This window comes from Actinacidiphila sp. bgisy167 (genome assembly GCF_057707665.1).
In genome coordinates, this window is the sequence record NZ_JBYIQP010000035.1 from 25,950 (window position 1) to 39,201 (window position 13,252).

14 protein-coding genes are annotated in these 13,252 nt (G+C 71.4%); 8 read left to right on the forward strand and 6 right to left on the reverse strand.

What is annotated here, in order from left to right; all coding sequences use genetic code 11:
- Positions 1-121: 121 nt before the first annotated feature.
- From AC3ET4_RS15935 to AC3ET4_RS15955, 5 genes are all read left to right on the forward strand, one after another.
- Entirely contained in the window at positions 122-799 is a 678-nt protein-coding gene (locus tag AC3ET4_RS15935; RefSeq protein WP_431949720.1) for a hypothetical protein, read from the forward strand.
- Positions 800-1,108: 309 nt separating this feature from the next.
- Positions 1,109-1,294 carry a hypothetical protein gene (locus tag AC3ET4_RS15940; protein ID WP_431949722.1) on the forward strand — a complete coding sequence of 62 codons (186 nt, stop codon included), beginning with the start codon at positions 1,109-1,111 and terminating at the stop codon, positions 1,292-1,294.
- A gap of 67 nt (positions 1,295-1,361) precedes the next feature.
- Entirely contained in the window at positions 1,362-1,766 is a 405-nt protein-coding gene (locus AC3ET4_RS15945) for a BlaI/MecI/CopY family transcriptional regulator (protein ID WP_431949724.1), read from the forward strand.
- 9 nt (positions 1,767-1,775) lie between these two features.
- Complete coding sequence (locus AC3ET4_RS15950; RefSeq protein WP_431949726.1) at positions 1,776-2,294, forward strand: amino-acid N-acetyltransferase; 519 nt, start codon at positions 1,776-1,778, stop codon at positions 2,292-2,294.
- Between the two features lie 165 nt (positions 2,295-2,459).
- Entirely contained in the window at positions 2,460-2,801 is a 342-nt protein-coding gene (locus AC3ET4_RS15955) for a histone-like nucleoid-structuring protein Lsr2 (protein WP_431949728.1), read from the forward strand.
- Here AC3ET4_RS15955 and AC3ET4_RS15960 read toward each other — a convergent pair.
- The gene (locus AC3ET4_RS15960) at positions 2,732-3,241 is read right to left on the reverse strand and encodes an SCO3374 family protein (RefSeq protein WP_431949729.1); all 510 of its coding nucleotides are present in this window, start codon (positions 3,239-3,241) and stop codon (positions 2,732-2,734) included. The genes AC3ET4_RS15955 and AC3ET4_RS15960 overlap by 70 nt on opposite strands.
- 460 nt (positions 3,242-3,701) lie before the next feature.
- Here AC3ET4_RS15960 and AC3ET4_RS15965 point away from each other — a divergent pair, with 460 nt between their 5' ends.
- Both AC3ET4_RS15965 and AC3ET4_RS15970 read left to right on the forward strand, forming a co-directional pair.
- Positions 3,702-6,218, forward strand: coding sequence for an ATP-dependent Clp protease ATP-binding subunit (locus AC3ET4_RS15965; protein WP_431949731.1), 2,517 nt, complete (start codon positions 3,702-3,704; stop codon positions 6,216-6,218).
- A gap of 762 nt (positions 6,219-6,980) precedes the next feature.
- A complete protein-coding gene (locus tag AC3ET4_RS15970) occupies positions 6,981-7,640 on the forward strand; it encodes a M23 family metallopeptidase (protein WP_431949733.1) in 660 nt (219 codons plus the stop codon).
- Here AC3ET4_RS15970 and AC3ET4_RS15975 read toward each other — a convergent pair.
- Complete coding sequence (locus AC3ET4_RS15975; protein ID WP_431949735.1) at positions 7,610-8,206, reverse strand: TetR/AcrR family transcriptional regulator; 597 nt, start codon at positions 8,204-8,206, stop codon at positions 7,610-7,612. The genes AC3ET4_RS15970 and AC3ET4_RS15975 overlap by 31 nt on opposite strands.
- Positions 8,207-8,327: 121 nt before the next feature.
- Here AC3ET4_RS15975 and AC3ET4_RS15980 point away from each other — a divergent pair, with 121 nt between their 5' ends.
- Positions 8,328-9,872 (forward strand): MDR family MFS transporter, encoded by a 1,545-nt coding sequence (locus AC3ET4_RS15980; protein ID WP_431949737.1) that lies wholly within the window; start codon positions 8,328-8,330, stop codon positions 9,870-9,872.
- A 151-nt stretch (positions 9,873-10,023) separates the two neighbouring features.
- Here the strand turns inward: AC3ET4_RS15980 and AC3ET4_RS15985 are convergent, their stop codons facing one another.
- From AC3ET4_RS15985 to AC3ET4_RS16000, 4 genes are read right to left on the reverse strand one after another with little or no spacing between them, the layout of a single operon-like run.
- A complete protein-coding gene (locus AC3ET4_RS15985; RefSeq protein WP_431949739.1) occupies positions 10,024-11,385 on the reverse strand; it encodes a sensor histidine kinase in 1,362 nt (453 codons plus the stop codon).
- The gene (cseB, locus tag AC3ET4_RS15990; protein WP_431949741.1) at positions 11,306-11,989 is read right to left on the reverse strand and encodes a two-component system response regulator CseB; all 684 of its coding nucleotides are present in this window, start codon (positions 11,987-11,989) and stop codon (positions 11,306-11,308) included. The genes AC3ET4_RS15985 and cseB overlap by 80 nt, the downstream gene beginning before the upstream one ends.
- Positions 11,982-12,698 carry a hypothetical protein gene (locus AC3ET4_RS15995; RefSeq protein ID WP_431949743.1) on the reverse strand — a complete coding sequence of 239 codons (717 nt, stop codon included), beginning with the start codon at positions 12,696-12,698 and terminating at the stop codon, positions 11,982-11,984. The genes cseB and AC3ET4_RS15995 overlap by 8 nt, the downstream gene beginning before the upstream one ends.
- Positions 12,683-13,252 (reverse strand): SigE family RNA polymerase sigma factor, encoded by a 570-nt coding sequence (locus AC3ET4_RS16000; RefSeq protein WP_431949745.1) that lies wholly within the window; start codon positions 13,250-13,252, stop codon positions 12,683-12,685. The genes AC3ET4_RS15995 and AC3ET4_RS16000 overlap by 16 nt, the downstream gene beginning before the upstream one ends.

The window sequence follows — 13,252 nt, forward strand, 5'->3', positions numbered from 1 at the left end:
GCGCCCCTCACGGCGCGACGCCCGGGCGACGCCGGGACCGGCAGACGGGCGGGGCGTGTGCGGCACGCCCGGGCATATCTGGTTACGCGTATTTTGTCCGCTTAGTACGTAAAGTCGGACCATGCCCACGCCACACGGGTCCCGAGGCGGAATGGCGTTCAGCGCGGATGAACTGCGCGTGCTCCGGCGCGCCCTCTCAGCGGCCCTCCAGTCCAGCACCATGATCCCCACCCCCGACGAGGTCAGGGACTATCTGCGCCTCGCCGAGGACGTCGACGAGGCGGCCCGCGAGGGCGGGCGGCTGCGGACCTTCCAGCTCGCGGAACTCGGCCGCTACCGGGAGGCGCTGCCGGGCAGTGCCGCCGGCTACCTCGAGCGGCTGACGGCGGCGCTCGACATGGGGTACGTGCCCCTGCCCGACGACCTCGCCGCGCTGCGCCGACTGCACGACGCTCCGTGCACGGACGCCGAGGCGCACCGCAGGCGCGCCGTGCTGCGCCGCTGCGAGCACCTGGCGGAACTGGACGTGCGCGCCCGCCTGGAGGCCCGCATCCCCGCTCCCGCGCAGCCGTGCGGCACGCTTCCCTCCGGCAGGGCGCGGCTGCGCGCGCTGCCCGGGGGGCGATCCGCGTCCGACGACCCCAAGCCCGGTCCGAAGCCTGAGCCGAAGGCACCGCCGCCGGCCGACCCGGCGGCCCCCGAGCCGGGCGAGCCGAAGCGCAAGGTGCCCACCCCGGCCGAGATCTTCCCGCCGCGCCGCCGCACCCCGCCGCCGCACGAGGAGCGCGCCACGGGCTGAGGCCGTCCACCGCACCACCCGAAGACGCCGCGGGTCCTTCCCGCGGCGTCTCAGTTGCGTCCCTGGCGTCTCCCGTGCGTCCCGCGCCGCGCCGCCCGTCGCGGCGGCCCTCGCGGCGACGCGTCCCGGGCGGCCCCGGACAGCGGCCCGTCCCGGGGGCCGGAAGGGTGGCGTGAGCGCCCCCGGCGGGGCGGGACGGCCGGCCCGGGGCGCGGCGCAGGGGGCACTGCCGCGGGCCGGTGCCCATGCGGGCGACCCTTCGGGTGGTCCGCCGCAGGGGGCGGCGGAGGGCGTGGCTACTCTGGTGCCATGGACTACGTCTCCGCGCTCGTGCCCCCCACCGTGATGGCCATCGCGTTCACCTTCCTCATCCGGACGCTGATCAGGAGCCAGGGCGGGGCCAACAAGGCCAAGGAGGACGCGGCGGTCGACGCCGCGCTGTCCGGCGGGCAGCCCCCGGCCCGGCGTCCGGGCGGCGCCGAGCGCCCGGCCTGACGCCGCCGTCTTCGGCATTTCGGACATTGCACCCGTCGGGGACCCGTATTCGGGCTAGTATTCGGCTGTGCCCCGCCCATTGGGAGACCTCGAAGACGCCGTGATGACCCGGGTGTGGCGCTGGAACCGCCCGGTGACGGTGCGAGAGGTGCTGGAGGATCTCCGCCGGGAGCGCTCGATCGCGTACACGACGGTCATGACCGTGATGGACAACCTCCATCAGAAGGGCTGGCTCCGCCGGGAAGCCGAAGGCCGCGCCTATCGCTATGAGGCGGTATCCACTCGCGCCGCTTACTCGGCGGCACTCATGCATGAGGCGTGGGCCGCCAGCGACAACCCCGCGGCGGCGCTTGTCGCCTTCTTCGGCAAGATGTCGGCGGAACAGCGAGAAGCGCTCCGCGACGCAATGCGTGTGGTGCAATCCGCTGATCCGGGTGACCCCGGGGAGACGGGCGGATCGGCCGGGCGATAGCGTCCCCACATGCCCGCCGCATCAAATGAGGTCACCATCCGCCGGGCCCGGACGTCCGACGTGCCCGCTGTCCGGCGACTGCTCGACGCCTATGTCCGCCAGGGCATCCTGCTCGACAAGCCGACGGTCACGCTTTACGAGGACATCCAGGAGTTCTGGGTCGCGGAACACGACCGCGACGCCGAGGTGGTGGGCTGCGGCGCACTGCACGTGATGTGGGAGGACCTCGCCGAGGTGCGCACTCTCGCGGTCGATCCGGAGCGGCACGGCATGGGCGTCGGGCATCTCGTCCTGGAGAAGCTGCTGCAGACCGCACGCCGGCTGGGAGTGCGGCGAATTTTCTGCCTCACCTTCGAAGTGGACTTCTTCGCGAAGCACGGCTTCGTCGAGATCGGCGAGACGCCGGTCGACGGGGATGTCTACGGTGAGCTGCTGCGGTCAAAGGACGAGGGCGTTGCCGAGTTCCTCGACCTCGAACGAGTGAAACCCAACACCTTGGGCAACAGCCGGATGCTGTTGCATCTGTGAGCCTGCCCACGGTGTCCGCCCGGCACAACAGTATGTCCGAAACGTTCCGCTGAAGACCGGGGCGTTGCCCACCGGCCCGGCAGGAGTTCGGGCAAGGGGTTTGAGTTTTCCGGGAAAAAGCGCTTTGATTTTACCGGTAATCCGTATTCGATGAAAGGGAAGCCGGTGGCACAGAAGGTTCAGGTCCTTCTTGTTGACGACCTCGACGGCGGCGAGGCGGATGAGACCGTAACGTTCGCACTCGATGGAGTGACGTACGAGATCGACCTCACCACCGACAACGCCGACAAGCTGCGCGGTCTCCTCGCCCCGTACGTGGACAACGGCCGCCGCACCGGTGGCCGCGCGGGCCGGGGCCGCGCCGCCAAGGCGGCATCCCGCGGGGGTGCCGCGAGCCAGGACACCGCGAAGATCCGCGCGTGGGCCAAGGAAGAGGGCTACGAGGTCAACGACCGCGGCCGCGTGCCCGCGCAGATCCGTGAGGCGTACGAGAAGGCGCACAGCTGATCGGTCCGGGCGACGCGCAGCCGGACCCGATGGCAGGCGGTCGCGAGCGCGGAGACCAGGGCCGCAAGGCCCACGGTCCCCTCGAAGCGTCCGTCCGCCGTAGGGCCGGGCTGCGTGCCGAGCGTCATCGAGGGCAGGTGCAGCGGCGCGCCGGCGCGGCCCCCGCCGTCCACGGGCGGCCGGAGCCACGCCGGGGAGCCGCAGGCGGCCTCAGGACCGCGCAGCGGGACGAGGTCGAGCGGGACGCCGCTCCATTCCAGCCATTCCAGCAGGCCGGGCACCTCATCGGCGCTGCCCGGGGCGACGAAGAACCGCATCCGGTGCCCCGCCAGGGCGACCGGTCCCGTGCGGGGCGCCGGGAAGCGGCAGAGCACCTCGTGCCCCGCCGCCGCGGGGACGTCGAGGGCGTCCGCGTGTTCCAGGGCCGGATCAGGGGCCACGGCCGCCGGGTCCCATGAGGGCTGCATGACCTGCGCAACGCGGTCGCTGCGTCCCGGGTTACGAGCCGGGTCACCGGGAGTGCCCGACGGGCGGCCTCCCGTCACTTTCCGTGAATCCGCCGGACGCAAGTCTGTTCGCCCGTAGCAGACATCGGGCGCGGTCCTGGCATGGACTGTCCGTGCGGGCGGGTAAGAAATACCCAGTGGGAACGGACGACGGCCATGTCGGACAGGCGGCGCGTTCGCCCTCGGCGTACTGGATAAAAGGCTATCCGCCTGGCCTGCGGGAACATCGTCTCGCACCATCGGGTTGAGGCTGTTGTCGACGGCGCGGGGGGTTAACGACCTCGCAAGGTGTCGACGGTTGAAGTGAGCTGCCCCGCTGTGCGGGACTAGCATGCGGAAGGACAGGGAGGGGACACGCCCCTAACTGCCCGACCGCTCTGAGGAGCGATTAACGATGTTCGAGAGGTTCACCGACCGCGCGCGGCGGGTTGTCGTCCTGGCTCAGGAAGAAGCCCGGATGCTCAACCACAACTACATCGGCACCGAGCACATCCTCCTGGGCCTTATCCACGAGGGTGAGGGTGTCGCCGCTAAGGCCCTGGAGAGCCTCGGGATTTCGCTCGAGGCGGTCCGCCAGCAGGTCGAGGAGATCATCGGACAGGGGCAGCAGGCCCCGTCCGGCCACATCCCCTTCACCCCCCGGGCCAAGAAGGTCCTGGAGCTGTCGCTCCGCGAGGCCCTCCAGCTCGGCCACAACTACATCGGCACCGAGCACATCCTGCTCGGCCTGATCCGCGAGGGCGAGGGCGTCGCGGCCCAGGTCCTCGTGAAGCTGGGCGCCGATCTCAACCGGGTGCGGCAGCAGGTCATCCAGCTGCTCTCCGGCTACCAGGGCAAGGAGGCCGCCACCGCCGGCGGTCCGGCCGAGGGCACCCCCTCGACCTCGCTCGTCCTGGACCAGTTCGGCCGCAACCTCACGCAGGCCGCTCGTGAGACCAAGCTCGACCCCGTCATCGGGCGCGAGAAGGAGATCGAGCGCGTGATGCAGGTGCTGTCGCGCCGCACCAAGAACAACCCCGTCCTCATCGGCGAGCCCGGCGTCGGCAAGACCGCCGTCGTCGAGGGCCTGGCCCAGGCGATCGTCAAGGGCGAGGTCCCGGAGACGCTGAAGGACAAGCAGCTCTACACCCTGGACCTCGGCGCCCTGGTGGCCGGCTCCCGCTACCGCGGTGACTTCGAGGAGCGCCTGAAGAAGGTGCTCAAGGAGATCCGCACCCGCGGCGACATCATCCTGTTCATCGACGAGCTCCACACCCTGGTGGGTGCGGGCGCGGCCGAGGGCGCGATCGACGCCGCCTCGATCCTCAAGCCGATGCTCGCCCGCGGCGAGCTGCAGACCATCGGCGCCACCACGCTCGACGAGTACCGCAAGCACCTGGAGAAGGACGCGGCCCTGGAGCGCCGCTTCCAGCCGATCCAGGTAGCGGAGCCGTCGCTGCCGCACACCATCGAGATCCTCAAGGGCCTGCGGGACCGCTACGAGGCCCACCACCGGGTGTCCATCACGGACGCCGCCCTGGTGGCCGCGGCGACCCTCGCCGACCGCTACATCTCGGACCGCTTCCTGCCGGACAAGGCGATCGACCTGATCGACGAGGCCGGCTCCCGGATGCGCATCCGCCGGATGACCGCTCCGCCGGACCTGCGCGAGTTCGACGAGAAGATCGCCGACGTGCGCCGGGAGAAGGAGTCCGCGATCGACTCGCAGGACTTCGAGAAGGCCGCCTCCCTCCGCGACAAGGAGAAGCAGCTGCTCTCCGCGAAGACCAAGCGGGAGAAGGAGTGGAAGGCCGGCGACATGGACGTCGTCGCCGAGGTCGACGAGGAGCTGATCGCCGAGGTCCTGGCCACGGCCACGGGCATCCCGGTCTTCAAGCTCACCGAGGAGGAGTCCTCGCGTCTGCTGCGCATGGAGGACGAGCTACACAAGCGCGTCATCGGCCAGAAGGACGCGATCAAGGCCCTCTCGCAGGCCATCCGCCGTACGCGCGCCGGCCTGAAGGACCCCAAGCGCCCCGGTGGCTCGTTCATCTTCGCCGGCCCGTCCGGTGTCGGTAAGACCGAGCTCTCCAAGACGCTCGCCGAGTTCCTCTTCGGCGACGAGGACGCGCTGATCCAGCTCGACATGTCCGAGTTCAGCGAGAAGCACACCGTCTCGCGGCTCTTCGGCTCCCCGCCCGGATACGTCGGCTACGAGGAGGGCGGCCAGCTCACCGAGAAGGTGCGCCGCAAGCCGTTCTCCGTCGTCCTCTTCGACGAGGTCGAGAAGGCCCACCCGGACATCTTCAACAGCCTGCTGCAGATCCTGGAGGACGGTCGCCTGACCGACTCCCAGGGCCGGGTCGTGGACTTCAAGAACACGGTCATCATCATGACGACCAACCTCGGCACCCGGGACATCTCCAAGGGCTTCAACCTCGGCTTCGCCGCCGCGGGTGACGTCAAGACCGGGTACGAGCGGATGAAGGCCAAGGTCGGCGAGGAGCTCAAGCAGCACTTCCGTCCCGAGTTCCTGAACCGTGTCGACGACATCGTGGTCTTCCACCAGCTCAGCGAGGAAGACATCATCCAGATCGTCGACCTCATGGTCGCCCGGGTGGACGAGCGCCTCCGGGACAAGGACATGGGCATCGAGCTCAGCCCCGAGGCCAAGAAGCTGCTTGCCAAGAAGGGCTACGACCCGATCCTGGGCGCCCGGCCACTGCGCCGGACGATCCAGCGCGAGATCGAGGACGTGCTCTCCGAGAAGATCCTCTTCGGGGAGCTGCGCACCGGTCACATCGTGGTCGTGGGCACTGAGGGCGAAGGTGAGGAGACCAAGTTCACCTTCCGCGGCGAGGAGAAGGTGGCCGTCGCCGACGCGCCTCCGGTGGAGGCGGCCGGCGGGCCGAACCTCAGCAAGGACGCGTGACCGCAGGTCGTCGCCGCAGCGTGGTCCGACCCCGTCCGCACGATGTGCGGGCGGGGTCGTCGCGTTCTCTCGCGTTCTCCCGTGTGCCGGACGGCCGTGCGGTGCACCCGCGGCGGCTGCCCGGCTTGCAGGCTCCGGGGTGTGCCGCACGAGCGCCGGGGCGGCGCTGCGAGCTCCGGGCAGCCCGCCGGGCTGTGGGGCCGTCCGCCGGGCGCAGGGCTGCGCGGAAGCGCCCCTGAGGACGTTCCCCGGGCCCCGGCTGCCCGGGGACATGAGGGCGCCCTGACGCCCCACCGCGCCGCCGGCGTCCACGACCCCGGTCAGCCTCGACCTTCCCGTGCGTGAGAGGGGCGGCGAGCGGTGAGGGCGAGCGCACGACGCGCGTCACCGGCCCGCCGTGCGGCAGGATGGCGCGGAATTCCTTGTCCCTATGCGCGAATCCGCGATTTTCCTTTTCCGAGTGCGCGCGCCCCGTATTGCCCTTCGTGTGTGACCCCCGTCACGGGTCGCAAGTCCCGAAGGGCAATTCCCTTTGGTCCCGTGCCGGGTGACGTGACCCACGTGACGGAGGCCACGTACGAAGCACCTTAGGAGACCAACCCCCGTGGCCCAAGCGGGCACGGAAGGGTTCGGGCGGCATCCTCTACGAAGCGCGATAGGGGGCCGGACGGTTTGTCCGGGGCCGGAATGCCGGGTTAACAAGGGATCGCGGCGAACACGCCGCGACATCTTGTCCGGCTATTTCCGCGAGGTAATTCCCGAATGCGCCTGCCCACGTTCCCGGCCTCCGTCCTCCGCGGCCGTCGCGCCGTCGTCACCGTCGGTGTATGCGCCTCGCTGGCTCTCGGTGCGGCCGGGACGGCAGCGGCCCAGACCCAGGACGCGGGCCTGCTGGGCCTCAACGCGGCCGGGAAGCTGGCGGACGTCACCAGGGCGCAGGCCGCCGTGCAGCAGCGCGCCGCGCAGGCCGCGCAGGCCGACCGCCACACGCGCGCGACGCCGCCGCGGCAGCGCGGCCGCGGCTGGTCGGTGCCGGTCACGAAGTACCGGCTGTCCGCCGGTTACATGCGCGCCGGCGCCCACTGGGCCCACCGGCACTCCGGCCAGGACTTCGCCGTGCCGACCGGCACCCGCGTCCACGCCGTGAGCGCCGGCACCGTCGTCACGGCCGGCTGGGGCGGCGCCTACGGCTACAACATCGTGATCCGGCACTCCAACGGGATGTACTCGCAGTACGGCCACCTGTCGCGCATCCAGGTGCGCGTCGGCCGGCATGTGGCGGAGGGCCAGCAGATCGCGCTGTCCGGCGACACCGGCAACAGCACCGGCCCCCACCTGCACTTCGAGATCCGCAAGACCCCGTACTACGGCTCGTCGGTGAACCCGCTGCCCTATCTGCGGGCTCGCGGCGTGTCGGTCTGATCCTCGTACGTCCGGGCGATCAGCTCCTGTGCGACCTCGAGGAGGGCGGCACGCTTGTCCTCGTCGTCGCCCTCGAGGGTCTGCATCGCGAACATCCCGGCGTGCATCGCGAAGACCGCCGTGATCGAGCGCACCTGGTCGGTCAGCGGCGCGTCCGGCTCCCTGAGCAGGGAGTGGACGGCGAGCAGTTTGGTCTTGAAGGTCTCGCCGATGCTGAGGTCGCGGACGGTGGCCTGGTTCTCCTGCATGAAGCGGAAGAGCGGGCCGGCGCCCCACAGCGCGTCCGCGTAGCGGCGCAGCACCTCACGCTTGGTCTCCAGGGTGCGCGGCTGCTCCGCGGCCCAGGCGATCAGCTCGTCGACCGGTGAGGCGAGGTCCTCGACGATGCTGTTGAGGATGTCCTCCTTGGTCTTGAAGTGGTAGTACAGCGCCGCCTTCGTCACGTCCAGATGCTCGGCGATCTCGCGCAGGGAGGTCTTCTCGTACCCCCGCTCGGCGAAGAGCTCCAGCGCGACGTCCTGGATCCGGCGTCGCGTATCACCTCTGCGTGCGTGTGGCGTTGCCATGGGCGAACTTTAACTTACTTGACGCCCGGCTAGTAAGCCGCATACTGTCAGGGTGCCCCAGGCAACTAGCCGGGCGGCAGGTAAGCAAAGACAAGCAGAGAAACAGGTAGGGGAGCTTGTGATGGCGGAGACCGCCGAGACCCCGCAGCGCAGTGTGCGCGTGGTGTTGTTCGGGCTCATGATCGCGATGCTGCTCGCGATGCTGGACAACATGATCATCGGCACCGCGATGCCCACCATCGTGGGCGAGCTGGGCGGCCTGGAGCACCTGTCGTGGGTGGTCACCGCGTACACGCTCGCCACCGCCGCCTCCACCCCGGTCTGGGGCAAGCTCGGCGACCTGTACGGCCGCAAGGGCATCTTCATGGCGTCGATCGTGATCTTCCTGATCGGGTCGGCGCTGTCCGGCATGGCGCAGGACATGATCCAGCTGATCGCCTTCCGCGCCGTGCAGGGCCTGGGCGCCGGCGGTCTGATCGTCGGCGTCATGGCGATCATCGGTGACCTGATCCCGCCCCGCGAGCGCGGCAAGTACCAGGGCATGATGGCCGGCGTCATGGCGGTCGCCATGATCGGCGGCCCGCTCGTCGGCGGCTCCATCACCGACAACTGGGGCTGGCGGTGGAGCTTCTACATCAACATCCCGCTCGGTGTGATCGCCCTCTTCATGATCTCGGCGGTCCTGCACCTGCCGAAGAAGAACATCAAGACGAGCATCGACTACCTCGGCACGGTGCTGCTCACCGTCGGCATCACCTCGCTCGTCCTGCTCACCACCTGGGGCGGCAACCAGTACGCGTGGGGCTCGCCCCAGATCCTGGGCCTGCTGGTGCTGGGCGTCGCCGCCCTGGCCGCCTTCCTCTACGCGGAGACCCGCGTCGCGGAGCCGGTCATCCCGCTGCACATCTTCCACAGCCGCAACTTCTCGCTGATCTCGGTGATCGGCTTCCTGGTCGGCTTCGTGATGTTCGGCGCCATGACCTTCCTGCCGCTCTACCAGCAGACCGTCCAGGGCGCCTCCGCGACCAACTCCGGTCTGCTCCTGCTGCCGCTGCTGCTGGCGATGATGGTCGTCTCGCTCATAGCCGGCCGGGTCACCACCCAGACGGGCAAGTACAAGATCTTCCCGATCGTGGGCGGCGGCCTGATGACCGTCGGCCTCTACCTGCTGTCGACGATGGACACCGGCACCACCCGCTTCGTCTCGGGCGTGTGGATGGCCGTGCTCGGCGCGGGCATGGGCTTCCTGATGCAGATCACGATGCTCATCGCGCAGAACAGCGTCGAGATGAAGGACATGGGCGTGGGCTCCTCGTCCTCCACCCTCTTCCGGACGATCGGCGGCTCCTTCGGCGTCGCCCTCTTCGGCGCGATCTTCACCCACCAGGTGCAGAACACCATGACGGAGCGCCTCGGCGAGGCCGCCGCGGGCGCCACCTCCGGCACCGCCCAGCTGGACCCGGCCGGCCTGGCCAAGCTCGCGCCGCCGGTGAGGGACGCCTACCTCCACGCCGTCGCGGACGGCTCGCACCACGTCTTCCTGTGGGGCGCCGTCGTCAGCGTCCTCGGCTTCCTGCTCGCCTTCTTCGTCAAGGAGATCCCGCTGCGCTCGGCGCCCACCGCGCCCAGCACCGAGGAGGCCGTCGCCGCGGTCGAGGTGGTCTGAGCCGGCGGCCCACCCGCCATCCGCCGCAGGTGCCCGCACCGGAGTCGTTCTTGACTGCTGGTGCGGGCATCGCGCGTGCGCGGGGTCCGGCACTCCGCGGTGCACGGCCGGGCTCCGGGCCGGCCGGCGCCCCCGCCCGCGCCTGCCGCGGCTACGCGCGGGGCAGCAGCAGCCGGGCGGCCGCGCCGCCGCCCTGGTCCTTCGGCAGATTGCGGAAGACGAGGCGGGCGCCGAGGACCCGGGTCTGACCGGTAGCGATCGTCAGGCCCAGGCCGTGGCCGCTGCCGGCCCGGTCGCTGCTGCCCGTGCGGAAGCGGCTCGGGCCGTCGCGCAGCAGCTCCTCGGGGAAGCCCGGGCCGTGGTCGCGGACCTCCACGCACGGGCCGTCGACGGTGACCTCCACGGGCGGCCTGCCGTGCCGGACGGCGTTCGCCAGCAGGTTGCCCAGAACGCGCTCCAGCCGGCGCGGATCGGTGCGGACGACGGCGTCGCCGCGGACGGCCACGGTCGCCCCGGGCGCCGCCGCCGCGACCCTGCGCCGCACGAAGGCTCCCAGCGCCACCTCCTGCAGATCGGCCTGCTCGGCGGCGCCGTCGAGCCGGGCGACCTCCAGCACGTCCTCCACGAGTGTGCGCAGCGCCTGAGCACGGTCCCTGACCAGCTCCGAGGGGCGCCCCGGCGGCAGCAGCTCGGCAGCGGTGACCAGCCCCGTCACCGGGGTGCGCAGCTCGTGGGCGATGTCCGCGGTGACCCGGCGCTCCGCCTCCAGCCGGCCGGCCAGGGCGTCCGCCATGGCGTCCACCGCCCGCGCCAGCTCGTCCGTCTCGTCGCGGAGCCGGCCTCCGATCGCGTCGCGCACCCGTACGTCCGTTTCCCCGTCGGCCACCCGGCCCGCCGCCTCGGCCGCCTTGCGCAGCCGCCGGGACAACTGCCCGCCGATGAGCACACCGAGCGCCGTACCGCCCACGACGACCGCCGACGAGCCGATGACCAGTGCCTGGTCCAGGTCCTCCAGGACCGAGAAGCGGTCGGTGAAGGCGGTCCGGATCGACAGGATCCTGCCGTCCGGCAGCGGGGTCTGCGCCCACACCACGGGCGTGCCGCCGTCATCGGAGACGTACGTGGCCCGCTTGCCCTCCCGGGCGGGCTGCCGCAACGGCGCGGGCAGCGCCGGGTCGTCCAGCCGGGCGCCCATGGTGAGCCGGCCGGTCGACTCGTAGATCCGCTGGGCGAACTGCACCCGCTCGTCCTGCACGTCGCGGGAGTCGTCGATCATGCTGGCCCGGGCCGCGTTGTGCACGACCAGGCTCAGCACCAATGCGATCAGCGCCGACACCGCGGCGATCGCCGCGCACACCTTCCAGCGCAGCCCGACCTGCGGCAGCGTACGGCCCCTCCCCGCGGCCGTACCCCCGGGACGCGCGGCCACGGCCTCAGGCCCTGAGCTTGTAGCCGAAGCCGCGCACCGTCTCGATGCGCTCCTGCCCGATCTTCGCGCGCAGCCGCTGCACATGGACGTCCACCACCCGGGTGTCGCCGCCCCACTCGTAGTCCCAGACCCTCTCCAGCAGCCGGTCCCGGGACAGCACCGTCCCCGGCGCCGCCGAGAACTCCAGCAGCAGCCGCATCTCCGTGGGCGTCAGCGCGATCCGCTCACCGGCGCGCCGCACCTCCATCCCCTCCGGGTCCACCTTCAGATCCCCGAAGGTCAGCACCCCCGTCCCCGCCGGGGGCTCGTCGGCCGCGGCCACCCGGAAGCGCCGCAGCACCGCCCGCATGCGGGCGGTCAGCACCGCCCCGTCGAAGGGTTTGGTGACGTAGTCGTCGGCGCCCGCCTCCAGGCCCAGGACGACGTCGATCGCGTCCGCCCGCGCCGAGAGCATGATCACCGGCACCGTCGACTCGTCCCGGATGCGCCGGCACAGGCTCACCCCGTCCAGGCCCGGCACCATCACGTCCAGCAGCGCCAGGTCCGGTCGCCGCGCCCGGAACGCCTCCAGCCCGGCCAGGCCGTCCGGCACCGCCGTCACATCGAAGCCGTCCCGCTCCAGCGCCAGGGTGGTCGCCTCGCGGATCACGTCGTCGTCCTCGACGAACAGGACGTGCGTCTCAGCCATGCGGGCCGCTCCTGGCGCTCTTGCCGCTCTGGTAGTCGTGGTGGGAGGACGCGACCTTCTCGAAGCGGAAGCCGTTCCAGCGGTAGGTGGTCACGTCCTCGCCCGAGGGGTTGGAAACCGGGTCCTGCGGCCCGTACACCTGGTGGGTGACCTGCAGGGCGCCGTCGCTGATCTCGGCGAAGACGGGCGGCTGCTCGTCGGCGAAGACGTTGACGTACCCGCCGTCCACCCGCCGGTAGACGTAGCTGCCGATGCCCACATTGTCGGCGCAGGTCGAGATGTTGACCACCAGGTCCGTGCCGTCCCGGCCGGTCAGCCGCCCCACGCGGCGGTCCACCGGGTACGCGTCCACCGAGGCCCGCGGGGCGGCCTCCGCGGCGGACGCGGCCGCCGGGGACTGCCCGGGGCAGGCCGTCAGGCTGTCGCGGATGTCCCGGGCCACCTTCGGGTCGTGCTGCACCAGGTGCACCACGTCCGCGGCCGTCCGGGGCGCCGCCGTCCGCGTCACGTCCGCCGACCGCCCGGGGTCCGGCGGACGGCTCGGGGCCTGCACGGAGGCCGACAGCGACGGCCGGGCCGAGGAGGCGAGCGCGGCGGCGCCCTCCTCGCGGACCCCGCCCGGGTCGCGGCAGCCGGCCACGGCGACGACCGTCCCGCACACCGCGACAGCTGCGGCGGCTGCGCCCACCGGGACTACGCTGCGGCGCACACGCCCTCCGTCCCGCCCGTGGCGGGCTCCACGGGCCTTCCGTATCCGATGCTCTGCCGCTCCAGCTCGGCGCGCAGCCGCACCAGCGCCCGGTGCAGTGTGCTCTTCACGGTACCCACCGACATGCCCAGCGCGTGCGCCGTCTCCTCCGTGCTGAGCTGCCGGTAGTGGCGCAGCAGCACCACCTGGCGCTGCTTGGGGGCCAGCCTGCCGAGCGCGTCCACCAGCATCGCCCGGTCGGCCCGCTGCTCGGCACCGTCGTCGACCAGGCGCTCCGGCAGCTCGGGGGTGGGCACCTCCTCCAGCCGGCGGGCGCGCCACCACTCCGTCCGGGTGTTGATCATCACGCGGCGCATGTAGGCGTCGGCCAGCTTCTTGTCGGCGATGTCCCCCCAGCGCGGGTAGGTGCGGGCCAGGGCGGTCTGGACGAGGTCCTGGGCGTCGATCGGGTCCGGGACCAGCCGCCGCGCACTGCGCAGCAGGGCCTCCTGCCGGTTCCGCACGTACTCCTCGAAGTCCATGACCTGGGCTGTCCCCTGGGCGTTCGCCGCCAT